Source organism: Pseudomonas sediminis, from assembly GCF_002741105.1.
GTDB classification, from domain to species: Bacteria; Pseudomonadota; Gammaproteobacteria; order Pseudomonadales; family Pseudomonadaceae; genus Aquipseudomonas; species Aquipseudomonas sediminis.
This window is the reverse complement of sequence record NZ_NIQU01000008.1, coordinates 156,942-182,333: the sequence shown is the minus strand read 5'-3', so window position 1 is coordinate 182,333 and position 25,392 is coordinate 156,942. Positions and strand designations below refer to the sequence as shown.

The window sequence follows — 25,392 nt, the reverse complement described above, 5'->3', positions numbered from 1 at the left end:
TGAGGCCGCGCACGTAATTGTTCGTCAGATAAAAACTGCGCTCGTCGGTGCGTCCATGGCTGATCTATAGCACGCACCCGACAGCCGGATTTGGGGAAGTCCATGCGTTCACTATTTGTATTCAGCCTGCTGGCCGTCGCTGTCAGTGGGGCAAGCTCCGCCTTTGCTGCACAAATCGAACTGGAAGACAGCACCATTGTTGGCCGCCAGCAGGGCGACGCCACTGCGCCGAGCATCGCCGAGAAGCGTGCAGAGTTCGCGCGCATTCCGGGCGGGGCCAGCATCGTCGATGCCGAAACCTACAAGACCGGGCGCGCCAGCTCTCCACAGGATGCCCTGAGTCAGGCCACCGGGGTGTATATCCAGTCGCGCTCCGGCGCCGAGGAATCACGTCTGTCGATCCGCGGTTCGGGCCTGCAGCGCACCTTCCACCAGCGCGGCATCCTGCTGATGCAGGACGGCGCGCCACTGAACCTGGCGGATGGCAGTGGTGACTTTCAATCCATCGAACCGATTGCTCTGGACCATATTGAGGTCATGCGCGGCGCCAACGCCTGGCGCTATGGCGCTGCCAACCTGGGCGGGGCGATCAACTTCGTCACGCCCACCGGCAAGACCGCGCCCAAGGTGCAGCTGCGCACCGAGGCCGGTAGCTTCGACTACCAGCGCATCTTCGGCGCGGTGGCTGAAGACTTTGGTGATTGGGATGCCTACCTGAGTTTTTCCGATTATTCCCAGGACGGTTTCCGCGACCACTCGCGCCAGGAAAACCAGCGCTATTTCGCCAATATCGGCGGACGCATAAACGAACGCTTGGCGACCCGCTTCTATATCAGCCACGTGGAAACCGATTCGGAAATCCCCGGCAGCCTGACCAAAGCGCAGCTACGGCGTAACCCTGAGCAGGCTGCGCTGAGCACAGTGACCGGCGATAACAAGCGCGACTTCACCTTCAACCGCATCGGCAATATCACCACCCTGCAACTGGACGGTGGCCATAGCCTGGAACTGTCGAGCTTCTACAGCGAGAAATCACTGTGGCACCCGATCTTTCAGGTGCTGGAAGTCGATAGTGAAGATGTCGGCGTGCGCCTGACCCACAAATGGCAGAACGCGGATGGCTGGCGCTGGAACGGTGGTGTCGAGGCACTGCAGGGACGCAACCAGGCGAAGAACTACATCAACGTCTCGGGCAAGCGCGGCAATCTGGTAGACCGCCAGGTTCAGACCGCGCGCAGTCTCAACGCTTTCACCGAGCTGGAAGTCCCGCTGGCCGAGGACTGGGCATTGATTGGTGGCCTGACCTGGCTGCACAGCGAGCGCGATGTCGATGACAAGCTAAAAAGCAGCTTCAACTTCGTCGGCATCCCCACCGGCTTTCGCGATGACTCCTTCACCAAAAGCTACAGCGCGCGGATCGGCCGGATAGGCCTGCGCCATGACCTAGGCGAAGGTGTGCAGTTCTTCACCAATCTCAGCCAGAGCTACGAGCCGCCAACCTTCAGCGAGCTGACAGGCGGCGCTATCGTCACCGAGAACGTGGCTCAGAAAGCCACCACGCTTGAAGCCGGTATGCGCATCACGCGCGGTAATCTGGATCTGGACCTGGCGGTCTACCGCAGCGAGATCCGCGATGAGCTGCTGGGGTATGTCAATCCGCTCAACCCGACTCAGGTGGTCACCACCAACGCCGATCGCACCGTGCATCAGGGCATCGAACTTGGCGGCGCCTGGCAGGTGGGCAATCTGGTCCTGCGTGGGCAGTACCTACTCAACGATTTCCGCTTCGACAACGATCCCGCCTACGGGAACAACCGTATTGCCGGCGTACCGAGTCAGTTCCTCAAGGGGGAGGTGCTCTGGCAGCAGGGCGGCTGGTATGTCGGCCCGACCCTGGAATGGGTGCCGGTGCACTACGCAGCCGACCATGCCGAGTCGTTGTATGCCGAGTCCTATGCCATTTGGGGCATGAAGGGCGGTTACCGCCCGCGTGAGGGGCTGGGCTTCTTTGTCGAGGGGCGCAACCTTTCCGACAAGACCTACATCGCCACCACCGGCGTCGTCGCCAATGCCAATGGCCAGGATGCTGCGCTGTTCATGCCGGGCGATGGCCGGAGCCTGTATGTCGGCCTGGAGTGGAGGCTTTGACGGCGGCCCTGCAAGCACAACAGCTGCCGCGCCTGACCTGGCGCCAGCGCCTGCTGCGGTTGATGCCGTGGCACAAGCGCCTGGCGCTGCTGGCCTGCCTGGGCATCTTCAGCTGGGCGGGCAGCGGCATGCTGCACCCGCTGATGGGCTACCTGCAGCCGCGTCCGCAAACCATGGCCACACCGCAGCAGGTGTTGCCGCTGGATAACCTGAGCAGTCCCGCGCAGGTGCTCGGCGCGGCGGGAGTTGCCCAGGTGCAGGGCTTGCGTCTGTTGGTGCTGGCCGGTGAGCCGTATTACCAGGTGCGTCTGGCTGGCGAGCTACAGCCGCGTTACTGGCATGCACGCAGTGGTCTGGAAGTCGAGCTGGCCGGCGCTCATGCCGAAAGCCTGGCGCGGCACTACCTGGGCCGCGACGAGCCGCTGGCCTATGCCGGCAGCATCGAGCGCTTTACCAGTGAATACGCCTTTATCAACCGCCTGCTGCCGGTGGCGCGGGTCGACACCCAGCGTGATGACCAGTTACGCCTGTATGTCGACCTGTTCCATGACCGCCTCGGCACCCTGGTGGATCAGCGCAAGGCTTGGTTCAGCGCGTTCTTCCAGACGATGCACAGCTTTCGCTGGCTGGATGCGGCGGGCCCGTTGCGCCCGGTGCTGATGCTGGTACTGCTGGCCTCGATTGTCTCGGCGACGCTGTTTGGTGTGGCGCTGTTTATCGCCCGTCGGCGTGCCCGTACCTTCAACCGGCGGCTGCATGGCTGGTGGGGGCTGGGGCTCGCTTTAGCGACGTTGAGCTTTGCCAGCAGCGGTGCCTGGCACCTGTTGCACAAGCAAGGCGCGCAGCCCTGGCCAGCGCCCTTTGTGCCGAGCTTTAACGTGGCCGAGTTGGATACGGCACCGGCGGCCGACTGGCTGCTGGCCGGTGAAGAGCTGTACATGCTCAGCCTGCTTGAACTCGACGGCAAGCCGATCTGGCGCGCCCAGGGGCAGCAGTTCGCCAGCATGCCAAGTCTGCATTACCTGGATGTTCAGGGCCGTGAACTGGGCAATGACACGCCACGTCGTTATGCCCAGCAGCGTCTCGATCATTACGCCAAGTCTCTGGGGTTGGGTGAGGCGCAGACGCTCACGCTGCAGCACAGCTTTGACCACGAATACGGCTTCGTCTTCAAGCGCTTGCCTGTGTTCAAGGCCAGCTATGCCGATGCGCACAACACCGCGCTGTTTATCGACCCGCTGGACGGTGCCCTGGCCAGCCGCGTGCAGGATGCTGACCGCACGGAAGGCTGGACCTTTGCCTACCTGCACAAGTGGGAATTTCTCGCAGGCCTGGGCAATGGCTACAAGCACCTGCTGCTGGGCATCGTCGCATTAGCGCATGTGCTGTTGGCGCTGGTGGGCCTGAGCCTGCTACGTCGAGGACAGCACCGATGAAATCTCTCTACTACGGCCTGTGTGGCTGTGCCTGGAGCCGAATATGAATAAAGTTTCGTTCTACAACCTGGCTTGGCGCTGGCACTTCTATGCCGGGCTGTTCGTCATCCCGTTCATGATCCTGCTGTCGGTCACCGGGATTATCTACCTGTTCAAACCGCAGCTCGACACCTGGATGTACGCCGACCTGATGCAGGTGCCGGTCGCCGAGCAGCGCCTGAGTGCCGATCAACAACTGGCCATTGTCCGCGAGGTCTATCCGCAGGCAGTGGTCAGTAAATACCTGCCGCCCGCTGCGCAGGATCGCAGCGCGCAGTTCGTGATCAATCAGGACGGCCAGGAGCTGAACCTGTTCGTCGATCCTTACAGCGGCAGCCTGCTCGGCACCCAGGACGCCTTGTGGAATCTGCAGGCGGTAGTACGCAAGCTGCACGGTGATCTGCTGATCGGCACCGTTGGTGACCGGCTGATCGAACTGGCCGCGGGCTGGGGCATCGTGCTGGTGGTGTCCGGCCTGTACCTGTGGTGGCCGCGCGGCAGCGGCGGGGCGGGTGTGCTGTGGCCACGCCTGAGCGCGCGTGGGCGCCTGTGGTGGCGCGACCTGCATGCGGTGACCGGTTTCTGGGGCAGCGCATTGCTGCTGTTCATGCTGCTTACCGGCATGACCTGGACGGGCTACTGGGGTGCGCAGTTCGCCGGTGCCTGGAATCACTTTCCCGCCGCGATGTGGGATGACGTGCCCAAATCCGGGCAACTGACCGGTAGCCTCAACAGCAGCAGTCAGCAAACCGTGGCCTGGGCGGTGGAAGTCACGCCGTTGCCGGCTTCCGACCCGCATGCCGCGCATCAAGGCCATGCCGGGCATGAGCCCGCAGCTGCCTCCGCCAGCCTGCTGCAGCATGTGGTCGACAGCGCCGCCGAGCGCGGTGTCCAGCCCGGCTACAGCATCAGCCTGCCGAAAGGCGAGCAGGGCGTTTACACCGTCGCGTTGTTCGCTGACGACCCGCGTAACGACGCCACGCTGCACTTCGACCAATACAGCGGCGCGGTGCTCGCCGACGTGCGCTGGAAGGACTACGGCCCGGTGGCGAAAACCGTGGAAACCGGAGTGATGCTGCACGAAGGCAAGTTGTTCGGCCTGGCCAACCAGTTGCTGATGGCGGCGGTGTGCCTGCTGATCATCTTCAGCTCCGTCAGTGGCCTGGTGCTGTGGTGGAAACGCCGCCCGGCCGGGCGCTTCGGAGTACCCCCGCTGCGTCACGACCTGCCGCGCTGGAAGACCGCCATCGGCGTGATGATCGTGCTCGGCGTGATCTTCCCGCTGGTCGGCGCTTCGCTACTGCTGGTCTGGGGGCTGGACGCGCTGGTTGGCCTGTTGCGGCGGCAATTCGCGCCCAGTACCCCGTCTGCCTGACCTATGGATGCCTGGCGGTTTTACTCCGCCAGGCCAGAACTCATTCGGCTCGGCGCTGCATCTTCGTCATGCCGAGCGACACGTTGGAAATCAGTTACATGCGATTCACTTTCAAGCCGCTGGCCGGCACTGCTCAGTTCGTTTTATGGGCGCTTGCTCTGCAGGCAATGCCAGCCCTGGCCGACAGCACACTAGCATTGGGCACCGTGACCGTTACCGGCGAAGAAAAAGGGCCGCTTTCCAGCCACAACATCCTCAGTTCGGTGGATTACGTCGGCAGCGACGTGCTGGAAAAACAACCCGTGCAATACAGCTGGGAGCTGTTCAGCCGTGTGCCGGGCGTGATGCTCACTCAGTTCAACCAGGGCACCACCTCCGGCAAGCTGTCGTTCCGCGGCTTCAACGGCGAAGGCGAGGTGAATGCCGTGAAGCTGTTGATCGACGGCATTCCGAGCAACACCAATGACGGCAACATGCCATTTATCGACATGGTCTTCCCGCTGGATATCGAAGACATCGAAGTGGTGCGCGGCACCAACGATCCACGTTATGGCCTGCATAACATCGCCGGCAACGCCAGCATCAATACCCGCATCGGCGGCAACGAGGGCAAGCTGCGCATGCGCAGCGGCAGCTTCGATACCCAGGAGCTGCAACTGGTCAAAGGCATCGAGACGAGCAACTGGTCGCAGAACTACTTCGTCGCTTACCAAAAGAGCGGCGGCTATCGCGATCACGCCGACGCCGAACGGCAGAGCTTCGCCGGCAAGTGGTTCTACACCGCCGATGCCGGCTGGCGTGCCGGGCTGATTGCCCGGCATTACGAGGCCGATGCCAAGGAGGCCGGCTACCTGACCCGTGACGATGCCCGTGACGATCCGCGCCAGTCCTACGCCAATAATGCCTTCGATGAAGGCGAGCGCAGCATGGACCAGCTCAGCCTGCATCTGGACACTGATGTCGCCGAGGATCTGGCCTGGTCGAGCAAGGTCTACTACAACCGCTTTGAGGATCGCCGCTGGACCAAATACTGGATCACCTCGTCTCAGCAGGAGCGCTTCAACAACGAAGACCAGTATGGCGCCATCAGCAGCCTGACCTGGCGGCCGGATGTGCGAGGCCTATATGACTTCGCCCTGGAAGGCGGGGCGGATATCCAGCGTCAGGAGGTGGTCAGCGAGCGCTATCGCACCACTGAGCAGGTGCGTACGGCGAAGATCCGCGACCAGGCCTTCGACCTCACCACCAAGGGAGTCTATGTGCAGGCCGTTATTCAGCCTTGGGAGAGCCTCAAGTTTATTCCTGCCTACCGCGTCGATCAGATCGAGGGGGGCTATCGCAACGAACTGACTGGCGAGCGGGCCCGTGCCAACGACTACGGCAACATTCGCCAGCCGAAATTCAGCGTGGTCTATTCCCCCTGGAAGGAAGCCAGTTTCTACGCCAACTGGGGGCGCACCTTCCAGGTCGGTGTCGGCTCCGGCGCCTACAAGCTGGCTGGTCAGGCCGATGACCTCAAGCCTTCGATAAACGAAGGCTGGGAGACCGGTATCAAGTTCAACCCGGTGGTCTGGCTCGATGGCCGCGTGGCGTACTGGGAGCAGCACGCCACCGACGAAGTGCAGCGCAAGCTCAATGATGCTGTAGGCGATTCGGAGAACGTCGGTGAAACCCTGCGCCGTGGCCACGATGTGCAACTCAACCTGTATCCGGACGATCAGGCGCGTATCTGGCTGTCCTACTCGCGGCAGTTCTCCGAGATACTCACGGCGAGCCCCAACCTGCCGGCCAGCAAGGGCAAGGAGATGGACCACGTACCGCATCATCTCTACGCCCTGGGGGCTGACTACCAGGCCACCGACAAGCTCAAGCTCAGCGCCTGGGTCAATGGCCAGAGCGACTACTATCTGGAGCGTACCAACAGCACCGGCCAATATGGCGGTTACACCTTGCTCAATCTTGGCGCGGAGTATCGTGTCAGCGAAACGGTGAGCGTGGACGTGCAGATGAAGAACGTCACCAACCGCTATTACGAGTACGTGTGGTACGACCCGGACGGTGCTCAGGATTCGCTGCATGCGCCCGGTGACGGCCGCGCCCTGTATGCCGGATTGACCCTGGATTTCTGATGTTTTCGTTTTCCCACAAGGAGGCAACACCCATGACCCTGAAGAAAACCCTGCTCGGCCTGACCCTGCTGCTGCCGACGCTGTTGGTGCAGGCCCACGAGTACGAGGCAGGCCAACTGCATATCGACCACCCGTGGTCGCGCGAGATGCCGCCGGTGGCACCGACTGCCGCGGCCTACTTCGTCGTCCACAACAAGGGCAGCGAAGCGGATCGTCTGCTCAGCGCCAGCACCCCGGTGGCCGGCAAGGCTGAACTGCACGAGCACGTGCATGCCGATGGCGTGATGAAAATGCAGCAGGTGCAGGACGTGGCCATCCCCGCCGGTGGCGAGGTGAAGTTCGAGCCCATGGGCTATCACGTCATGCTGTTCAACCTGAAGCAGCAGGCCAAGGACGGTGAGCGCTTCCCGCTGACCCTGACTTTCGAAAAGGCCGGCAAGGTCGAGGTCGAAGTCGCAGTGCAGAAGGACGCTCCGGCAGGTCATGACCATGGTGCCGATCACGGCGAACACAAGCACTGATGATCGCCACCGCAGGTGAGCGAACACTGGCTGCCCGTCTTGGGGTAGCGGCGTTCGTACCGGCCTTTGCCAACAGGATGCTGCTGCTGAGCATCCTGTTGGGGCTGTTCGCCTGCGGCCTGCACCATGGCCAGATGAGTGGCCTGAGCCTGAGTGGGCTCGACAGCATTTTTTGCAGTGCCGACGCTGATACATCAGTTGGCACCACAAGCGACAAGAGCCCGACGCAGACGATGTTCATGCAGCTGGGTTGCCCACTGTGTTCGTCGGGCTCACTCGCCGCGCCACTGAATACCTTCGCCTGGGGGCAGGAGTATCTGCCGGCCGTTGCGATGCCATCCAGCGCATTCGGCAACCGGGCGCAAGCGCCGCCGCGTCAAGTGCGTTCGGCGCTCAATCCTCGCGCCTCTCCCCACGACTTCCTCGCCAGCGTTCCAATCGCTTGATCATGCCGGCCCGCGCCTTGGCGCTGCGTGGCATGCATACGTAGTCCATTACGTGGAAGTCGCTTCTGATGAAAACAACAAATACTGCGCTGGTACTGCTCGTCGGTGCCTGCAATCTGGCCTGGGCCAATGGGGAGTCCGAGGGTGTCGTGCTGCCGGACACCACCACCTACGCAACCGAAGGGCGCGCGCTGACGGCCGACAATACGGAGCAAGCCAGGCACGCTATCCAGCGTACGCCCGGCTCGGTTGCGGTGGTCGAGGATGCTGCGTTCAAGAACGGGCCGGCGCAGACGATCAAGGATGTGCTCGGCTGGGTGCCGGGGGTGTTCGCTCAACCACGTTTTGGCGATGACGCCCGCGTGTCGATTCGCGGCTCCGGCCTGTCGCGCAACTATGGCAATCGCGGCATCAACGTGTACATGGACGGGATTCCGATCAACACCTCCGATGGCTTGGTCGACCTGTTCGAGATTGACCCTACAGCCTATCGCCACGTCGAGGTGTACAAGGGCGCCAATGCTCTGCGCTATGGGGCCAACGCTCTGGGTGGAGCGATCAATTTTGTCACGCCAACCGGCCACGATGCCTCGCCATTCGCCGCACGTATCGATGCTGGCAGCTTCGGCTATCGCAAGTCCCAGGCCAGCACCGGTGGTGTCAGCGGGCCGTTCGACTATTTCGTGACCGGCTCGGTGCAGCGCTTCGATGGTTATCGCGACCATAGCGACGGGCGCCAGAACCGTATGAGCGGCAATGTCGGCTACCGGTTTTCGGATGACGTCGAAACGCGCTTCTACCTCAGTGCCAGCGAGATCAAGCAGCGCCTACCGGGTGAGGTGGACAAGGCTGCGGCCTTGAAGTCGCCGCGCCGCGCCAGTGCCGAGTTCGAGCGCCTCGACCAGCAGCGCAACATCGACGCGGTGCGAGTCGCCAACAAGACCACCTTTCGTTTCGACGATACCCTCCTCGATGTGGGCGTGTTCGGCGTGCAGCGCCACGTGATGCACCCGATCTACCAATGGCTGGACTACAACGTCTATGACTACGGCGGCTTCATGCGCGTGACCGACGAAGGCATGATCGGTGACTACCGCAACCGGCTGATCGCCGGTGTGAACCTGCACAACGGCAAGATCGACAACAAGCAGTACCTCAATCTGGGCAATGCGGTGAAGGGCGACCTGGCATCCTCCAACATCGACAAGTCGAAGAACGCTTCGGCCTATGTGGAGAACTCCTTCTTCATCCGCTCGGATCTGGCGTTGATCGCCGGCGCGCAGTTTCAGCATTCGGTGCGTGATCGTCGCGACCGCTTCCTGAGCGATGGCGACCAGTCCGGCCGCCGCAGCTACGACCACTTCAGCCCCAAGATTGGTGTGCTGTGGGATGTCGATGCCAGTTGGCAGGTGTTCGCCAATGTCTCGCGAAGTGCAGAGGTGCCGACCTATGACGCCAACAGCTTCGCCTCGCCAGCCAGCACCTCGGTCCAGGCGCAGACCGCTACCACCTACGAGGTCGGCAGCCGTGGCCAGCGCGAGGATTTCAACTGGGATATCGCTCTCTACCGCGCCGAGATCGACAACGAACTGCAATGCCTGACTACGGCGCCCTGGAGCCCGTGCAGCGTGGTGAACGCCGACAGCACCGTGCATCAGGGCCTCGAGCTTGGCTTTGGCCTGGCCCTGCTCAGGTCGTCCCTGAGCCAGGGCGACAGCCTGTGGTTCAACACGGCCTATACCTACAGCGACTTCTTCTTCGATAACGACGAGCGTTACGGCAACAACGAGCTGCCCGGTGTGCCGAAGCATCACGTGCGTGCCGAGCTGCTCTACAAGCATCCGAGCGGCGTCTACGCCGGACCGAACATCGAGTGGGTGCCGGACGGCTACTACGCCGACAACGCCAACCAGATGACCACCGACCGCTACACGCTGATCAACTTCAAGCTCGGCTACGAGGCCGGCGGTGGTTGGTCGGGCTACCTGGAGGGGCGCAACCTGGCCGATACCCGCTATATCGCCAACGTCGCCATCGCCGGCAGCGCAACCGAGGCCTCGGAACTGTACAACCCGGGCACCGGACGCGCGCTGTATGCCGGCGTCCAGTTTCAGTGGTAACGGAGTTTCTGGCATGAGCCTGCTGCTGCGGTGCTGGCGCTGATGCGGATGAGCGCCGGCAGGCGACTGCTTGGCGCCCAGCTCGGGCTGCTGGCATTCGTCCTGATCGCCTTTGCGCCACTGTTCTCGCAACTGCGCGCCGACAGCAGCGATTGGTCGTGGCTGGCCGAGCTGGCCTGCCACGATGGCAACGAGAAGAGCAGCAGCGCGCCGGTCGATGCACCGCAGCGTTTTTCGCTGGATGCCTGCGCCTACTGCTCACTGCTCATCAACAGCCCTGCGCTGGGCTGCCAGGACTGGGGCCGTTTCGACATCTCCGTGGTACAGGCTGTACCGCCGCTATTGCGGCGTCAGCCCATACTGCAATTGCGTTTCCCCGCATCGCAGTCACGAGCGCCACCTGTTATTGCCTGATCACCGCGAACGAAGCTCGCCGAGCTTCTTGTGCCTCGCAGTGCCGAGGCTGAACCGGATCAGGAGCATGAACCCATGCGTTCATATCGACTCAAGGCGATGCCGCCGGTGCGCCGTGCCATCGGCGAAACCTTGTTTCCCGACTACCCGAGTAACGCGCGCTCGTTCATCGCGCTGGATGCCAAGCTGCTGCCGTATTGGCACCTGCTGTACGACCTGTGCCCGTCGCTGCTCAAACTCGACCCGCCTGAAGGCGTGGAGCTGTTTCGCAGCTTCATGATCTGGGCCTATCGTCGCCAGCCCGCGCAGGACTGGACTTTTCATATCAGCGTTTGCCGCTGGCTGCTGCTCTCGGAATACGCGCCGCGGGTCACCTCCGAGCAAGTGGAGAGCCTGCTCTCGGCTGCTGCGGCGCGCTGGGTGACCAGCGATGCCAGTTCCGCTCAGGGCATCCTGCTCGCCTGCAGTGCGCGCCCGCTGACATTGGTCGATTGGAAGAACCAGGATGCCGCCCAGGACGAAGACATTCAGGTGCTGCCGCCGGCCCGTTACGACTTTGCCTGGTCACCGTTGAGCCGCTCTGGCGTGGGCGGTTTCCGCCGTTGGTTGCGCATACCGGAATGATAATTCTGCGACAAACCGCCACACCTGTCGTAGGGCGCCATGAGCACGGGTTTCCTGGGCGCTCTGTGGCGGCTTGTCGCAGTTGAGAGGGCAGGGATAGCCCCATAGCATGTGCGGACTTCGGGTTGGAATATGTCTTGTCTGGGCATCCACGATTAAGCCCGAAGTCCACTTTATCGACGGTGTTCGGTGGCCGGCTCTCCCGCAAGGGAGGGCCCGCTTTTTTGCGCCTGGCGCACGAGACCGTCGCTGACAAGAACAACAGTAGCAACCGATGAGGCTTGAACCATGAACAAACTCGCTCTGCTTGCCTTTACCCTCGGCCTGGCAGCTGCGGCCAATGCCGCGCAGGACCCTGAGGCCGTGTTCAACCGTTCCTGTGGCATGTGCCACAACGGCCAGCTACCCACCGCGCCGAAGAAAGGCGATGCCGCGGCTTGGGAAGCGCGTAAGGCACAGGGCATGGAGACGCTGGTCAAGCATGTCACTGAGGGCTTCAACGCCATGCCACCGCGCGGCCTGTGCATGGATTGCTCGGCTGAGGACTACCAGGCCGTGATTACCTGGATGGCCAAGTAACCCTCCCGCCACCCAGGTTTATGCGGCGCTGAGTCGCAGATCGACGAGGCTCGCACGACTGCTACAGTTACTGCCCATGAAGTCATCCCGCCAGCACCGACCACTGATTGCCTGGATGCTGTATTTCAGTGTCCTGTTCGCAGCGCTCGCCTGCGCGATCAGTCATGGGCAGATGGCGGGGATGCAGCTCAGTGGGCTGGATGCGCAGTACTGCTCCTTCGACGGCAATTTCGGCGCCGGGGCCGATCTCGACGGCTCCGGTGTCGTGCCGTTGGGGTTGTTCGGCAGTGGCGGTTGCGCCATGAGCTCCAGCTTCAGCGCCATCATCCTGGCAGCCTTCTTCGGGTTGTTCGGCCTGCTGGCCAGCGAAACGATACGTCCGCTATCGCGCGTCAGCCCCGCATCACGTAGCCGCTTTCAGTGGCCATCGCTCAACCCCAGAGCCTCTCCGCGTACCTGAAGTCTGGTCGTCCAGCCAGGGCTCAGCCGAGCCCGACACCTAATAAAAGCTGCCAACTTTCAGGTATTCGCATGTCCGTTTTCGCTATCCGGGGCCACGGCTCCGCTTCGTCCCGTTTCGCCCTGTCCACCCGCAACCTGCGCTGGCGCCATGCCTTCGCCGTCGCCTGCGGCCTGTGTTCCATTACGGCCTTGCAGGCTGCCGAGGAGCATGTGCACGAACTGCCGCCCACGGTGATCACGGCAATCCAGCAAAGCTCGCCGCTGACCGTGGTGGCCGACCCCAAGGACCCACGCCAGCCGGTGCCGGCCAGCGATGCGGCCGACTACCTCAAGACCATTCCCGGTTTCTCCGCGATTCGCAGCGGTGGCAGTAACAGCGATCCAGTATTGCGCGGCCTGTTTGGCTCGCGCCTGCTGCTGCTCACCGATGGCGGGCAGATGATCGGCGCCTGCCCCGGTCGGATGGACGCGCCCAGTTCTTACATCGCGCCGGAAACCTTCGATTTACTGACCGTCACCAAGGGTCCGCAAACCGTGATCTGGGGGCCGGGCGCTTCGGCTGGGGTGGTGCGTTTCGACCGCGAGCCGGAACATTTCGGCGAACTGGGCGCGCGCCTGCATGCCAGTGTGCTGGCGGGCTCCAATGGTCGCTTCGACCGCTTGATCGATGGCGCCGTGGGCAGCGAGCAGGGCTACCTGCGGGTGATGGGCAACCGCTCGCAGTCGGACGATTACGACAACGGTGACGGCGACACCATCGCCTCGCGCTGGGACAAGTGGAACGGCGACGTGGCCCTGGGCTGGACGCCGGATGCCGATACCCTGATCGAACTCAGCGCCGGTCGTGGCGATGGCGAAGCGCGTTATGGCGGCCGTGGCATGGACGGCACCCAGTTCAAGCGCGAAAGCCTCGGCCTGCGTATCGAACGCAGCAACCTCGGTGGCGTGCTGGATAAGGTCGAGGCCAAGGTCTACTACAACTACGCCGACCACATCATGGACAACTTCCGTCTGCGCGTGCCGGACCCAAGCAGCATGATGGCCGGGCCGATGGCGGCGCAGGTCGACCGTCGCACCCTCGGTGCACGCCTGGCCGCGACCTGGAAGTGGGACGACGTCGAGCTGATCACCGGCGTCGATGCGCAGCGCAGCGAACACCGCCAGCGCAGCTCCAGCGGCGGCATGATGGGCATGCCCTATGTCGACGCTGATCGCTTCCCCTGGGACAAGGACGCGCTGATGCACAACTACGGCGTGTTCGCCGAAGCCACCTGGCGCCTGGCCGAGGGTGATCGACTGATCTCCGGCGCACGCCTGGATCGCGCTTCGGCCAAGGACTACCGGCAGAACTTCAGCGACATGATGGGCATGACCACGCCCAACCCGACGGCGGGCGAGACCCGTGCCGATACCTTGCCCAGCGGTTTCGTGCGCTACGAGCACGACCTGTCCGGCTCGCCGACCACCGTCTATGCCGGCATCGGCCACGTGCAGCGTTTCCCCGATTACTGGGAGCTGTTCTCCGCCGGTCTCAATGGCCCAGTCGGCGCGGACAACGCCTTCGATGGCATCAAGCCGGAGAAGACCACTCAGCTCGATATCGGCATCCAGTACCAGGACGACAAGCTGCAGGCCTGGGCCTCGGCTTACGTCGGGCAGATCCGCGACTACATCCTGTTCGACTACCGTGGCATGAGCACGCAGGCCGACAACGTCGACGCGCGCATCATGGGTGGCGAGCTGGGCGTGGCCTATGCATTCGATTCCAACTGGAAGGCCGACGCGACCCTGGCCTATGCCTGGGGCAAGAACAGCAGTGACGGTGAAGCGCTGCCGCAGATGCCGCCACTGGAAGCGCGACTGGGCCTGACCTACCAGCGCGACGACTGGAGCGTCGGCGCCCTGTGGCGTGTGGTCGATGGCCAGGGGCGCATCGCCGAAGGGCGTGGCAACGTGGTGGGGCAGGACTTCGGTGACAGCGCCGGTTTCGGCGTGCTCTCGCTCAACGGTGCCTACCGCGTGAGCAAGCAGGTCAAGCTCAGCGCTGGTGTGGATAACCTGCTCGACAAGAACTACGCCGAGCACCTCAACCTGGCTGGCGACGCGGGCTTTGGCTTCCCGGCCGAGACCCGTATCGACGAGCCGGGTCGTACCCTTTGGGCCAAGGTCGATTTCGACTTCTGAGCCTTCGCTAGCCCAGAGCACGAACCGTAGCGATCCGCTCGTAGGAGCCCGCTTGCGGGCGATTGGCGCTTGTACAAAGCGGATCGCCCGCAAGCGGGCTCCTACGCTTGGCCGGGCACGGCACCCACCTTTCCCGGATTGCATCCGGGCTACGATTTTGCGTGCGCTAATAGAGCCTTAAGGTTCGAGCGCGAGAGTAGTACCCGCAGACACACCTTCCCCTGCACCCGAGAGGACTACATCATGCGCAAACTGCTTCTGCTGTCGCTGGTTCTGGCCAGCCCGCTGACCTTCGCTGCTACCCAATGCACCACCGCCGACAAGGCGCAGTGGCAGGATCAAGACAAGTTCCAGGCCGACCTGAAAGCCCAGGGCTACGAGATCAAGAAGTTCAAGGTCACTGGCGGCAACTGCTACGAAATCTACGGCCACAACAAGGACGGCAAGAAGGTCGAAATCTACTTCGACCCGGTCAGTGGTGATGCCGTCAAGAGCAATGTGGAAAGCTGATGAGCGCCGCGACCGTGCGCCTATGGGACCCAGTGGTGCGCTTGTTCCACTGGTCCCTGGCCGGCGCTTTCCTGGCCAACTACTTCTTCACCGAAGAGGGTGAGAACTGGCATCGCTGGTTCGGCTACTACGCGGTGGTCTGGCTGGCGATCCGCCTGGTGTGGGGTTTCGTCGGTACGCCGGCGGCGCGCTGGGCGGATTTCTGGCCGAGCCGTGCGCGTTTGCGCGAGCACCTGCGTGCGCTGGTTTCCGGGCAGCCGTATCACCGCCTGGGGCATTCGCCGCTGGGCGCGTTGGTGATGATCTTGATGATGACGTTGATGCTCGGCCTGGGTGTGACCGGCTTTCTGATGGAGGAGGTCGATTATTTCTGGGGCGCGGATCTGCCGCTGGAAATCCACGAATTCTGTGCCAACGGCCTGATGGCGTTGGTCGGCCTGCATATCGCCGCCGCCTTGTTCGAGAGCTATCGGCTGCGCGAAAACCTGCCGCTGTCGATGGTGACTGGCAAGCGGCGCAAGCTCTCGGAGCACTGAGTGTACAGTCGCGGCTAAAGCCCCTCCCACGAAGCGTGGGTATTGTGGGAGGCGCTTTAGCGGCGATATTCTTGCTCAGGCCAGGCGCGCGTCCAGGCTGTTCTGCGCCAGGCGTTTGGCCTGTGCCTCGGTCATGCCCAGGTGTTCGTGCAGGGCGGCGAAGTTCTCGCCGACGTAGCCGCCGAAGTAGGCCGGATCATCGGAGTTCACCGTCACCTTCACGCCGCGTTCGAGCATCTCGAGGATGTTGTGTTGGCCCATGTGTTCGAACACGCAGAGCTTGATGTTCGACAGCGGGCAGACGGTCAGCGGGATCTGTTCGTCGATGATGCGCTGCATCAGGCGCTCGTCCTCGATGGCGCGCACGCCGTGGTCGATGCGCTTGATCTTGAGTAGATCCAGCGCTTCCCAGATGTACTCGGGCGGGCCTTCCTCGCCAGCGTGCGCCACCGCGTGCAGACCTTCGCTGCGTGCCTTGGCGAAGACGCGCTCGAACAGACGGGGCGGGAAGCCCTTTTCCGAGCTGTCGAGGCCGACGCCGATAAAGGCCTCGCGAAACGGCATGGCCTGTTCCAGGGTCTTGAACGCCTCTTCTTCAGGCAGATGGCGCAGGAAGCTGAGGATCAGGCCGTGGCTGATGCCCAGCTGTTTCTCGCCGTCGACCAGCGCCTGCTGAATGCCGCGCAGCACCACCTCGAAGGGAATGCCACGGTCGGTGTGGGTTTGCGGGTCGAAGAAGGGTTCGACGTGGATGACGTTCTGCACCTTGCAGCGTTGCAGGTAGGCCCAGGTCAGGTCGTAGAAATCCTGTTCGGTGCGCAGCACGTTGGCACCGGCGTAATACAGGTCGAGAAATTCCTGCAGGTTGTTGAAGGCGTAGGCCGCGCGCAGGGTCTCGACATCGGCCCAGGGCAGGGCGATCTGGTTGCGTTCGGCCAGGGCGAACAACAGCTCGGGCTCCAGCGAACCCTCCAGATGCAGGTGTAGTTCAGCCTTGGGCAGGGCATTCAGCCATTCGGGCATGGTCGGGTTCTCGTTGTCAGGCTTGGGTAGCAGCAAAGTTTAACTGCTGGGACAGGATCATGCTGTGCCACCTGGCCGGCTGCGTAGGGTGGACATCGCTTTTCATGTCCACCGATGTGCAGGCTACGATGCTGAAGCGGTGGATGAAAAAAGCGTCATCCACCCTACGCGGCAATCAGCCCTATCAGGCCGTTGAAAAACGTAGGCGAGGCCGCCAGTGCAAGGCAAAAACAGGCGAAAAAGCGCAGTTTACGAGCTGTAAATGAGCATTTTGAGCCTGTTTTTAACGCAGCAATGGCAACGCAGGTAGTTTTTCAACAGCCTGCTATGCCTCCTCGCGCCGATAGGCATAGGTATCGGCGAACCTCGACAGCAGGTACTCGGCGCTGGTCACCGGTATGTACTTGGCCGGATCATCCGCGCTGGAGCAGTTCGGCAGGCAGTCGATCAGCGTGTCGGGATGAGGTTCGGCGAAGAACGGCATGGAGTAGCGATCCACCCCCTGTGGGCTGATTACCCGATGCGGCGTCGACGTGTAACGGTCGTTGCTCCAGCGCGCCATCATGTCGCCGATGTTGACCACGAAGCTGCCGGATATCGGCGGCGCGTCGATCCACTCGCCATCGCGTGCACGCACTTGCAGGCCGCCGGCATCGTCCTGGTAGAGCAAGGTAATGCAGCCGTAATCGGTGTGCGCGCCGGCGCCTTGCTGGTCACTGCTGGTGGCGGTGTGGCGCGGCGGGTAGTGGATCATGCGCAGCACGCTGATAGGCTCATGGAAGCGCGCGTCGAAGAAGTCGTGCTCGATCTCCAGAGCCATGGCCATGGCGCGCAGCAGGGTCTTGGCCAGGTCCTGCATATCGGCGTAATGCTGCTCCATCAGCTCGGTCCAGCCGGGCATCTCCGGGTGACGGTTCGGCCCACGCAAGGGTTTGCCGGCCAGCACCTCGGGGTGATCGGCGGGCATGTGGAAACCCATGTCGAAGGTTTCCTTCAGATCGCTCGGTTTGCTCGGGTCGAGCTGCTCGGTGGCAATTGCTCCATAACCGCGGTGGTGAGTGGTCTGGGTGATGTCGATCCTGAGTTTTTCTTCGGCTGGCTGGGCGAAGAAGGTCTTCGCTGCGCTCAGCAGTGCGTCGATGCGTTCGGCGCTGATCGGATGTCCGGTGATGTAGAAGAAACCCCATTCGCGGCAGGCGTGGTCGATCTGCTCGGCGACCGCAGGCCAGGCCGAAGGGTCGTCGGCGTATAGCGGGGCGATGTCGATGATGGGCAGGCTGTTCATAAAAGCTCCGGGATGTTGCTGCGAGTCTTCTCGTACCCAGGGCAGCGATGCGTGGCACCAAAGGTCGGTGCCACGGTGATGCGGTTCTGCTGAGATAAGCAGGGACGGCATCGGTGATTTCCAAATTATCGCGGCTGAAGCCGCTCCTACAGGTGTGGGAGCGGCTTCAGTCCGTAGGGCGGGTGCAACCCGCCAGCCAATTACTTCGGCATTTCGGCCTTCACGTTTTCCACGTAGTAGTTCATCGAGGCCAGCTCGGCGTTCGTCGCGCTCACGCCCTCGGCGATGCGCACCGCGCCACTTTGATCCTTGATCGGGCCGGTGAAGGGGTGGAACGCGCCGCTGCGAATGTCGGCGATGATCTGCTCGGCCTCGCTCTTCACGTCAGCCGGCACCAGATCGCTGATCGGCAGTTCGATGGTGTCTTCGGCCAGGCCACCCCAGAAGTCCTGTGGCTGCCAGGTGCCGTCGATCACCGCCTGGGTGGATTTGACGTAATGCGGGCCCCAGTCGTTGACGATGGAGGTGAGCACGGCCTTGGGTCCGAAGTGAGCCATGTCCGAGGCGTAGCCGACGGAGTAGATGCCACGGCGCTCGGCGGTCTGGATCGGCGCCGGGCTATCGGTGTGCTGGAACATCACGTCCACACCCTGGTCGATCAGCGCGTTGGCGGCGTCGGACTCCTTGCCCGGATCGAACCAGGTGTTGACCCACACCACCTTGATCTCGGTGCCCGGGTTGTACTTGTCCAGCGCCAGCTGGATGGCGTTGATGTCGCGGATCACCTCGGGGATCGGGAAGGAGGCGATGTAGCCGACTTTTTTGGTCTTGGTCATCTTCGCCGCGAGGAAGCCGCCAACGTAGCGCCCCTCATAGGAGCGCGACAGGTAAGTGCCGACGTTCTTGTCCTGCTTATAGCCAGTGGCGTGTTCGAAAGTCACCTTGGGGAATTGTTTGGCCACCTTGATCGTCGGGTTCATATAGCCGAAGGAGGTGGTGAAGATCAGGTCGAAACCGCCCTTGGCCATGTTGCGGATCACCCGCTCGGCGTCGGCACCTTCCGGCACGTTCTCGACGAAGCTGGTGGTGACCTTGTCGCCCATTTCCTTGATCAGCATCTGCCGGCCTTGTTCGTGCTGGTAAGTCCAGCCGTGGTCGCCGATGGGGCCGATGTAGACGAAGCCGACCTTCAGCGGATCGGCGGCGGAGGCGCTGAGCATGGCGCCAAAGCCCAGGGCGGCGACGAGGGTGCGCAGCAGCGGTTTTTTGCTCTTCTCGAACATGGTGGGTGCAGCTCCAGTCTTGGTATTGGGATGGCCGTTGGTTGGCTGATCCCATGACTGCAAAAAGCTGACCAACAAGACAGATAGCGGCGTTGCTGCCGTTCTGGCTGTTGGCCTGGCTCGATGCTGGAGCTGGATTGGTGCGTGGTGTTGTGAAGTGCCGTGTTGTGGTGCGTAGGTACTGGGCTCGCATTGATGAAACGACGGTCGCGGCTGAAGCCCCTCCCACAGGTTGGTGCTGTTCTTGTGGGAGGGGCTTTAGCCGCGACTCAGGCGGTTAGCTGATGTCAGCCGGCGATCAGCTCACGCGCCGCCTGGCGGTGATCGGCGATCAACTGCGCCATATCAAGCCCTTCGATCTGCCCATCGATAACGCGCCAGGTACCGCCGATCATCATCCGGTCGGCGCGGTCGGCGCCGCACAGCAGTAGCGCCGAAAGCGGATCGTGGCTGCCGGAGAAGCGCAGCTCATCGAGCTTGAACAGCGCCAGGTCGGCCTGCTTGCCCACCGCCAGCTCACCGATATCGCTGCGCCCCAGCAGTTTTGCCGAGCCCTTGCTGGCCCAGCCAAGCACGCGCTGCGGGGTGATCTGCTCGGCGCCGTAGCGCAGGCGCTGGATATACAGCGCCTGGCGCGCTTCGAGGATCATGTTCGAGGCATCGTTGGAGGCCGAGCCATCGACGCCCAGGCCCAGCGGCGCGCCGGCGGCTTCCAGCTCGACGCTGGGGCAGATGCCCGAAGCCAGGCGCATGTTGGAGCTGGGGCAATGACAGATGCCGGTGCCGGCAGCGCCCAGGCGGGCGATTTCGTCGGGGTTGAAATGGATGCCATGGGCCAGCCAGGTGCGCGGGCCGAGCCAGCCGACGCTGTCCAGATAATCCACAGTGCGCAGGCCAAAGCGCTGCAGGCAGAAGTCTTCCTCGTCGAGGGTTTCGGCCAGGTGGGTATGGAGGCGCACGTCCAGCTCCTCGGCCAGTTCGGCGCTCTGGCGCATGATTTCCTGAGTCACCGAGAAGGGCGAGCAGGGCGCCAGGGCGATCTGGATTTGCGCCCCGTCGCCGCGCTCGTGGTACTGGCCGATCAGGCGCTGGCTGTCCGCCAGGATCACCTCACCCTGCTGCACCGTTTGCTGTGGCGGCAGCCCGCCGTCCGCTTCGCCCAGGCTCATCGAACCGCGCGTGAGCATGGCGCGCATGCCCAGTTCGCGTACCGCTTCGACCTGCACATCGATCGCGTTCTCCAGGCCGCCGGGGAACAGGTAATGATGATCGGCAGCCGTGCTGCAGCCGGACAGCAGTAGTTCGGCCAGCGCCACCTTGCTGGCCAGGGCGAGCTTCTCGGGAGTGAGGCGTGCCCAGACCGGATAGAGCGTCTTCAGCCAGGGGAACAGCGGCTGGTTGACCACCGGCGCCCATGCGCGGGTGAGGGTCTGGTAGAAGTGATGGTGGGTGTTGATCAGGCCCGGCAGCACCACGTGCTCGCGGGCATCGAACACTTGCTGACAGGGAGTGGCAGGTTGCTGACCAGCGCCGAGCACTTCAGCGATGCGGCCATCCTCGATCACCAGACCACCGGAAGCGTCCAGGTCGTTGGCGGTGAATATGGCGAGGGGGTTCTTGATCCAGATACGGGTAGCTGCCATGAGCAGGCTCCTCTGAGGTTGATGTCAGGTAAGCCAGCTCAGTGTTGACCCTGTCTGCTGATCCAGGTGCGTCGGAAATGACGTGCGGCGAAGATAGCTGACTCTGAAGTCAGGGGCAACAAGCCTGTCGCGGCTGAAGCCGCTCCCACAAGAATGGCACTTGTCTGTGAGATCGGCTTTTGTGGGAGGGGCTTCAGCCGCGACTCTCCCAAGCTCAGAGCCACACCGAATCCCACAATGGATAATCGCCCACCCGGTTGACTAAGCCAGCCCTCAGGGGATTGGCGACGATGTAACGTGCGGCGGGCAGAACATCCTCTTCCCGGCGCAGCGCTCGGTCATGAAAACCATCCTGCCAGAGCTTTCCCTGACAACCAACCAACGCGTTAATTCGCTTGGCACTGCGTCCCTTGACACGCCGCATCAGGTCGCTGATCGAGCCTTGCTGCAGTGCAATCAGCCAGTGAAGGTGATCCGGCATGAGCACCCAGGCCAGTGATTCGGCCAGGCCGTCCTGCTGGGCGGCTTTGAGTTCTGCAACGACGAGCCGACCAACAGTGAGATCCGAAAACAGCGTTTCGCGGTTTTCGGTCGTAGCGGTGAGTAGATAGATGCGTTGTGTTTCCGAGAAACGGCCAGCACGCAAACTGGCTGAGTGGGGCATTCCTTAGCCTCCCGATTGGGGTGTGGCTGAAGGTATAGCCGAAAAAAGCTTGTCGCGGCTAAAGCCCCTCCCACAGTGCGATATGACACCTGTAGGCGGGCTTTTGTGGGAGGGGCTTCAGCCGCGACTAGTAACGGTTGAGCATCAATGCCCCGGCTGCCAAGGCTGGCCCAGCGACACCGGCGCATACAGCCGGGTCTTGATCGCATCACGCGAGAGCAGCACCAGCACCACGATGGTGGCGACGTAGGGCAGCATGGCCAGCAGGTTCGACGGGATCGACAGGCCGATGCCCTGCGCCACCAGGTGGAGGATGCTGGCCAGGCCGAACAGGTAGGCGCCGAGCAGCACACGGAATACGCGCCAACTGGCGAACACCACCAGGGCCAGAGCGATCCAGCCGCGGCCGGCGGTCATGTTTTCCGCCCACATCGGCGTGTAGGCCAGCGACAGGTAGCCGCCCGCCAGACCAGCCATGGCGCCGCCGAATAGCACCGCCAGGGTACGCACGCGCAGCACCGGCAGGCCCATGGCACTGGCGGCGTCCGGGTTCTCGCCAACAGCCTGGATGATCAGGCCGATGCGGCTTTTCAGCAGCACCCAGGCCACCAGCGCAAAGAGGGCGAAGGACAGGTAGATCAGCACGTCCTGGGCGAACAGCATGCGCCCGATCAGCGGGATGTCGGACAGCAGCGGGATGACGATGGGCTCGAAACCGCTCAGCGGCTTGCCGACCCACGCCGCGCCGACGAAGGTGGACAGGCCGACGCCGAAGATGGTCAGGGCCAGGCCGGTGGCTACCTGGTTGGCATTGAAGCCCAGCGCCACAGCGGCGAACAGCATTGACAGCAGCATGCCGGCGGCAATCGCCAGCAACACGCCCAGCCACAGGCTGCCGGTGCTGAAGGCGACGATGAAACCGATCACCGCGCCGAACAGCATCATGCCTTCCTGGCCGAGGTTGAGCACGCCGCTCTTCTCGCACACCAGCTCACCCAGCGCCACCAGCAGCAGCGGCGTGCCGGTACGCACCATGGCGTAGAAGATATTGGTCAACAGATCGAGATCCATGGGGATTCCTTTGCATTCATGCTCTTTGTGGGAGGCGCTTCAGCGGCGAGCTTTTGTCGCGGCTAAAGCCCCTCCCACAGTCAGGTGGTCGCTTCAGCGAGGCGCTCGCGCTTCGCCCATTTCCACTTCAGCCGTGGCCGGTAGAGGATCAGCACGTCACAGGCCAGCAGGTAGAACAGCATCATCCCCTGGAACAGCTGGGTGATCGCCTGCGGCAGATTGAGGTTCATCTGCGCGTTCTCGCCGCCCAGGTACAGCAGCGCCATCAACAGGCTGGCAAACAGAATGCCGAGTGGATTGAGACGGCCGAGAAAGGCCACGGTGATCGCCGCATAGCCGTAGCCGGGCGAGACCTGTGGTACCAGTTGGCCAATCGGCCCGGCCACTTCGCCGACGCCGGCCATGCCGGCCAGTGCGCCGCTGACCAGCAGGGCGAACCACACCAAACGCTTCTCGCGAAAGCCGACGAAGCCGGCGGCGCGCTTGTCCAGGCCGAGCACCTTGATCTGGAAGCCGAGAAAGCTCTTGTGCAGCAGCACCCACACCGCCACCAGAGCCAGCAGCGCCAGGTACAGGCCGCCGTGCAGGCGCCCGTCCTCGCTGACCAGCGGCAGGCGGCTGGAATCGCCGAACATGGCCGACTCAGGGAAGTTGAAACCAGCCGGGTCTTTCAGCGGCCCATGCACGAAGAACAGCAGCAGGTTCAGCGCGATGTAGTTGAGCATGATGCTGGTAAGGATTTCGTTGGCGTTGAACTGCGTGCGCAGCCAGGCGGTCAGCCCGGCCCAAGCCGCGCCTGCGCAGGTGCCCGCGAGCACCACCCAGGCCAGCGCCCAGCGGCTTTCCCAGTCGATCAGTTGCAGGGCCATGGCGCTGCCGGCCAGGGCGCCGATCAGCAGTTGGCCTTCGGCGCCGATGTTCCAGATGCGCGCCTGGTAGGCGACCGCCAGGCCCAGGGCGCAGAGCAGGATCGGCAGCGCCTTGACCAGCAGTTCGGACACGCCGTACCAGTCGCTGACCGGGGCGATCAGCAGGGTGTGCAGGGTTTCCAGCGGATCATGGCCGAGCAGAGTGAACAGCAGCATGCCGCTCACCAGCGTCAGTACGGCGGCCAGCAGCGGCGACAGCCAGAGCATGGGGCGCGACTCCTGGCCGCGCGGTTCCAGGGATAACAGCATGACGGGCTCCGTCAGCAGGCCGCAGCAGCGGCGGGTTGATCGAACTCACCGGCCATCCAGCGGCCGACTTCCACGGTGGACACCTGCGCTGTCTCGGCCAGCGGCGAAAGGCGTCCGCTGCACAGCGCACCGATGCGGTCGCTGATCTGGAACAGCTCGTCGAGGTCTTCGGAGATCACCAGGATCGCCGCGCCGGCATCGCGCAGGGCGATCAGCGCGCGGTGGATGGCGGCGGCCGCGCCAACGTCCACGCCCCAGGTCGGGTGTGCGGCCACCAGTAGTTTCGGGTTCTGCAGAATCTCGCGGCCGAGGATGAATTTCTGCAGATTGCCGCCGGACAGGCTGCGTGCAGCGGTGTCGGCATCCGGCGTCTTCACCGCGAAGCGCTGGATGATCTGCTCGGCCAGCGCGCGCACCTTGCCGCGCTGCACCAGGCTGCCCTTGACCAGGCCCTGGCCGAACGCAGTGAGCAGGGCGTTGTCCACCAGGCTCATCTCCGGCACCGCGCCATGGCCGAGGCGCTCGGCGGGCACGAAGGCCAGGCCCAGAGCGCGCCGCGCATCGGGATGCAGATTGGCCACTGGCGCAGCATCCAGGCTGACTCGCTCGCGTTCGCCACGGGGCAGGCGGGTTTCGCCGCTGAGCAACGCGAGCAGTTCGTCCTGGCCATTGCCGGCGACCCCGGCGATACCGACGATCTCGCCGCTACGCACCTCCAGGCGAATGCGTTCCAGCGAACAACCGAACGGGTCGGGGTTGTGCCAACTGAGGTCATCGACGCGCAGCCGTGGCAGGCCGCCGCTGACTTTCGGATAACTGCTTTCCAGTCCCTCGGCGTCGCCGACCATCAGCCGCGCCAACTCCAGGTCGCTGCATTCTGCCGGCACGCAATGGCCGGACACCCGCCCGCCGCGCAGTACCGTGGCGCTCTGGCACAGCGCCCGTACCTCGCCGAGCTTATGGCTGATGAAGAGGATGCTGCAGCCCTCGGCGGCCAAACGGCGCAGGGTGACGAACAGCTCGTCGGCCTCCTGCGGGGTGAGTACCGAGGTCGGTTCGTCGAGGATCAGCAGTTTGATGTCCTGCATCAGGCAACGGACGATCTCCACCCGCTGCCGTTCGCCGATGGACAGGCTGTGCACCAGGCGCGTCGGCTCCAGCGCCATGCCGTAGCGCTGCGATACCTCGCGAATCTTCGGCTCAAGCTGCTTGGGCGTACCGGCCTCGGCGCCCATGGCCAGGGCGATGTTCTCGGCCACGGTCAGCGTCTCGAACAGCGAGAAATGCTGGAACACCATGCCGATGCCTAGACCACGCGCCATGGCCGGATCACGCATCTTCAAGGCCTGACCCTGCCAGCGAATCTCGCCGCTGCTGGGTTGAGTGACGCCGTAGATGATCTTCATCAGCGTGCTCTTGCCGGCGCCGTTCTCGCCCAGCAGGGCGCGGATTTCGCCTGGGGCGATGGTCAGGTCGATACGGTCGTTGGCCAGGCAGCCGGGGTACTGCTTGCTGATGGCGGTCAGCTGCAGGTGTGGGGAGTCGGGTGAGGCAGACATGGAAAGCGCTCATGGAGATAACTGAGCGGGGTTAAAGCAAAAACTTGGCCAAGGGGTCAGAAAATGCGCTGGCACGAGGTTCGCCCACTGCTACGAGTGTTTTAGCGCCCACTATTGGTGCCAGCCTCTGCTTGCGGAGCGAAAGGCGCACCTTATTTGCGCG

General features: G+C 63.2%; 22 protein-coding genes. 14 read left to right on the top strand and 8 right to left on the bottom strand.

Going from position 1 to position 25,392, the window contains the following annotated elements; translation table 11 throughout:
* Window positions 1-102 precede the first annotated feature (102 nt).
* The 14 genes from CDO35_RS18910 to CDO35_RS18845 all read left to right on the top strand — a co-directional run bounded on the left by CDO35_RS18910 (window position 103) and on the right by CDO35_RS18845 (window position 15,523).
* On the top strand, window positions 103-2,148 hold the full coding sequence (locus CDO35_RS18910; protein WP_099526195.1) for a TonB-dependent receptor family protein: 2,046 nt from the start codon (window positions 103-105) through the stop codon (window positions 2,146-2,148).
* Window positions 2,145-3,584, top strand: a complete 1,440-nt coding sequence (locus tag CDO35_RS18905; RefSeq protein WP_099526194.1) for a hypothetical protein — start codon at window positions 2,145-2,147, stop codon at window positions 3,582-3,584. Before CDO35_RS18910 ends, CDO35_RS18905 begins: the two co-directional genes overlap by 4 nt.
* A 43-nt stretch (window positions 3,585-3,627) precedes the next feature.
* The gene (locus tag CDO35_RS18900) at window positions 3,628-4,998 is read left to right on the top strand and encodes a PepSY-associated TM helix domain-containing protein (protein WP_099526193.1); all 1,371 of its coding nucleotides are present in this window, start codon (window positions 3,628-3,630) and stop codon (window positions 4,996-4,998) included.
* Between the two features lie 167 nt (window positions 4,999-5,165).
* Complete coding sequence (locus CDO35_RS18895) at window positions 5,166-7,127, top strand: TonB-dependent receptor (protein ID WP_243699110.1); 1,962 nt, start codon at window positions 5,166-5,168, stop codon at window positions 7,125-7,127.
* 32 nt (window positions 7,128-7,159) lie between these two features.
* Window positions 7,160-7,648 (top strand): copper chaperone PCu(A)C, encoded by a 489-nt coding sequence (locus tag CDO35_RS18890; protein WP_099526192.1) that lies wholly within the window; start codon window positions 7,160-7,162, stop codon window positions 7,646-7,648.
* Complete coding sequence (locus CDO35_RS18885) at window positions 7,648-8,094, top strand: DUF2946 family protein (protein WP_099526191.1); 447 nt, start codon at window positions 7,648-7,650, stop codon at window positions 8,092-8,094. The genes CDO35_RS18890 and CDO35_RS18885 overlap by 1 nt, the downstream gene beginning before the upstream one ends.
* Window positions 8,095-8,162: 68 nt before the next feature.
* The gene (locus CDO35_RS18880) at window positions 8,163-10,214 is read left to right on the top strand and encodes a TonB-dependent receptor family protein (protein ID WP_099526190.1); all 2,052 of its coding nucleotides are present in this window, start codon (window positions 8,163-8,165) and stop codon (window positions 10,212-10,214) included.
* Window positions 10,215-10,262: 48 nt separating this feature from the next.
* Window positions 10,263-10,628: a DUF2946 domain-containing protein gene (locus CDO35_RS18875; RefSeq protein WP_158233728.1), complete on the top strand. Its 366-nt coding sequence runs from the start codon at window positions 10,263-10,265 to the stop codon at window positions 10,626-10,628.
* Between the two features lie 75 nt (window positions 10,629-10,703).
* A complete protein-coding gene (locus tag CDO35_RS18870; RefSeq protein WP_243699108.1) occupies window positions 10,704-11,252 on the top strand; it encodes a putative natural product biosynthesis protein in 549 nt (182 codons plus the stop codon).
* 288 nt (window positions 11,253-11,540) lie between these two features.
* Window positions 11,541-11,831 carry a c-type cytochrome gene (locus CDO35_RS18865; protein ID WP_099526188.1) on the top strand — a complete coding sequence of 97 codons (291 nt, stop codon included), beginning with the start codon at window positions 11,541-11,543 and terminating at the stop codon, window positions 11,829-11,831.
* Window positions 11,832-11,907: 76 nt separating this feature from the next.
* A complete protein-coding gene (locus tag CDO35_RS18860) occupies window positions 11,908-12,291 on the top strand; it encodes a DUF2946 domain-containing protein (RefSeq protein WP_099526187.1) in 384 nt (127 codons plus the stop codon).
* A 71-nt stretch (window positions 12,292-12,362) separates the two neighbouring features.
* On the top strand, window positions 12,363-14,477 hold the full coding sequence (locus tag CDO35_RS18855; RefSeq protein WP_099526186.1) for a TonB-dependent copper receptor: 2,115 nt from the start codon (window positions 12,363-12,365) through the stop codon (window positions 14,475-14,477).
* Window positions 14,478-14,720: 243 nt separating this feature from the next.
* Window positions 14,721-14,987, top strand: coding sequence for a PepSY domain-containing protein (locus CDO35_RS18850; protein WP_099526185.1), 267 nt, complete (start codon window positions 14,721-14,723; stop codon window positions 14,985-14,987).
* Window positions 14,987-15,523 carry a cytochrome b/b6 domain-containing protein gene (locus CDO35_RS18845; protein ID WP_099526184.1) on the top strand — a complete coding sequence of 179 codons (537 nt, stop codon included), beginning with the start codon at window positions 14,987-14,989 and terminating at the stop codon, window positions 15,521-15,523. Before CDO35_RS18850 ends, CDO35_RS18845 begins: the two co-directional genes overlap by 1 nt.
* Before the next feature lie 75 nt (window positions 15,524-15,598).
* Here the strand turns inward: CDO35_RS18845 and CDO35_RS18840 are convergent, their stop codons facing one another.
* The 8 genes from CDO35_RS18840 to CDO35_RS18805 form a co-directional block, all read right to left on the bottom strand.
* Window positions 15,599-16,546 (bottom strand): adenosine deaminase, encoded by a 948-nt coding sequence (locus CDO35_RS18840; RefSeq protein WP_099526183.1) that lies wholly within the window; start codon window positions 16,544-16,546, stop codon window positions 15,599-15,601.
* Window positions 16,547-16,871: 325 nt separating this feature from the next.
* Window positions 16,872-17,831, bottom strand: coding sequence for a 2-oxoglutarate and iron-dependent oxygenase domain-containing protein (locus tag CDO35_RS18835; protein WP_099526182.1), 960 nt, complete (start codon window positions 17,829-17,831; stop codon window positions 16,872-16,874).
* Between the two features lie 200 nt (window positions 17,832-18,031).
* Window positions 18,032-19,114 (bottom strand): BMP family ABC transporter substrate-binding protein, encoded by a 1,083-nt coding sequence (locus tag CDO35_RS18830; RefSeq protein ID WP_075749625.1) that lies wholly within the window; start codon window positions 19,112-19,114, stop codon window positions 18,032-18,034.
* 287 nt (window positions 19,115-19,401) lie between these two features.
* Complete coding sequence (locus tag CDO35_RS18825; RefSeq protein ID WP_099526181.1) at window positions 19,402-20,757, bottom strand: 8-oxoguanine deaminase; 1,356 nt, start codon at window positions 20,755-20,757, stop codon at window positions 19,402-19,404.
* Window positions 20,758-20,971: 214 nt separating this feature from the next.
* Window positions 20,972-21,421 carry an REP-associated tyrosine transposase gene (locus CDO35_RS18820; protein WP_099526180.1) on the bottom strand — a complete coding sequence of 150 codons (450 nt, stop codon included), beginning with the start codon at window positions 21,419-21,421 and terminating at the stop codon, window positions 20,972-20,974.
* Between the two features lie 144 nt (window positions 21,422-21,565).
* The gene (locus tag CDO35_RS18815; protein ID WP_099526179.1) at window positions 21,566-22,492 is read right to left on the bottom strand and encodes an ABC transporter permease; all 927 of its coding nucleotides are present in this window, start codon (window positions 22,490-22,492) and stop codon (window positions 21,566-21,568) included.
* Window positions 22,493-22,572: 80 nt separating this feature from the next.
* Window positions 22,573-23,670 (bottom strand): ABC transporter permease, encoded by a 1,098-nt coding sequence (locus CDO35_RS18810; protein WP_099526178.1) that lies wholly within the window; start codon window positions 23,668-23,670, stop codon window positions 22,573-22,575.
* An 11-nt stretch (window positions 23,671-23,681) separates the two neighbouring features.
* Entirely contained in the window at window positions 23,682-25,229 is a 1,548-nt protein-coding gene (locus tag CDO35_RS18805; RefSeq protein ID WP_099526177.1) for an ABC transporter ATP-binding protein, read from the bottom strand.
* Window positions 25,230-25,392: the final 163 nt, after the last annotated feature.

Bases quoted from the DNA above. Each gene is read 5' to 3' on its own strand.
- CDO35_RS18880 (WP_099526190.1), top strand. From the start codon at position 8,163: ATGAAAACAACAAATACTGCGCTGGTACTGCTCGTCGGTGCCTGCAAT.
- CDO35_RS18910 (WP_099526195.1), top strand. From the start codon at position 103: ATGCGTTCACTATTTGTATTCAGCCTGCTGGCCGTCGCTGTCAGTGGG.
- CDO35_RS18855 (WP_099526186.1), top strand. From the start codon at position 12,363: ATGTCCGTTTTCGCTATCCGGGGCCACGGCTCCGCTTCGTCCCGTTTC.
- CDO35_RS18900 (WP_099526193.1), top strand. From the start codon at position 3,628: ATGAATAAAGTTTCGTTCTACAACCTGGCTTGGCGCTGGCACTTCTAT.
- CDO35_RS18810 (WP_099526178.1), bottom strand. From the start codon at position 23,670: ATGCTGTTATCCCTGGAACCGCGCGGCCAGGAGTCGCGCCCCATGCTC.
- CDO35_RS18870 (WP_243699108.1), top strand. From the start codon at position 10,704: ATGCGTTCATATCGACTCAAGGCGATGCCGCCGGTGCGCCGTGCCATC.
- CDO35_RS18890 (WP_099526192.1), top strand. From the start codon at position 7,160: ATGACCCTGAAGAAAACCCTGCTCGGCCTGACCCTGCTGCTGCCGACG.
- CDO35_RS18820 (WP_099526180.1), bottom strand. From the start codon at position 21,421: ATGCCCCACTCAGCCAGTTTGCGTGCTGGCCGTTTCTCGGAAACACAA.
- CDO35_RS18840 (WP_099526183.1), bottom strand. From the start codon at position 16,546: ATGCCCGAATGGCTGAATGCCCTGCCCAAGGCTGAACTACACCTGCAT.
- CDO35_RS18885 (WP_099526191.1), top strand. From the start codon at position 7,648: ATGATCGCCACCGCAGGTGAGCGAACACTGGCTGCCCGTCTTGGGGTA.
- CDO35_RS18825 (WP_099526181.1), bottom strand. From the start codon at position 20,757: ATGGCAGCTACCCGTATCTGGATCAAGAACCCCCTCGCCATATTCACC.
- CDO35_RS18860 (WP_099526187.1), top strand. From the start codon at position 11,908: ATGAAGTCATCCCGCCAGCACCGACCACTGATTGCCTGGATGCTGTAT.
- CDO35_RS18815 (WP_099526179.1), bottom strand. From the start codon at position 22,492: ATGGATCTCGATCTGTTGACCAATATCTTCTACGCCATGGTGCGTACC.
- CDO35_RS18830 (WP_075749625.1), bottom strand. From the start codon at position 19,114: ATGTTCGAGAAGAGCAAAAAACCGCTGCTGCGCACCCTCGTCGCCGCC.
- CDO35_RS18805 (WP_099526177.1), bottom strand. From the start codon at position 25,229: ATGTCTGCCTCACCCGACTCCCCACACCTGCAGCTGACCGCCATCAGC.
- CDO35_RS18895 (WP_243699110.1), top strand. From the start codon at position 5,166: ATGCCAGCCCTGGCCGACAGCACACTAGCATTGGGCACCGTGACCGTT.
- CDO35_RS18875 (WP_158233728.1), top strand. From the start codon at position 10,263: ATGAGCGCCGGCAGGCGACTGCTTGGCGCCCAGCTCGGGCTGCTGGCA.
- CDO35_RS18865 (WP_099526188.1), top strand. From the start codon at position 11,541: ATGAACAAACTCGCTCTGCTTGCCTTTACCCTCGGCCTGGCAGCTGCG.
- CDO35_RS18850 (WP_099526185.1), top strand. From the start codon at position 14,721: ATGCGCAAACTGCTTCTGCTGTCGCTGGTTCTGGCCAGCCCGCTGACC.
- CDO35_RS18835 (WP_099526182.1), bottom strand. From the start codon at position 17,831: ATGAACAGCCTGCCCATCATCGACATCGCCCCGCTATACGCCGACGAC.
- CDO35_RS18845 (WP_099526184.1), top strand. From the start codon at position 14,987: ATGAGCGCCGCGACCGTGCGCCTATGGGACCCAGTGGTGCGCTTGTTC.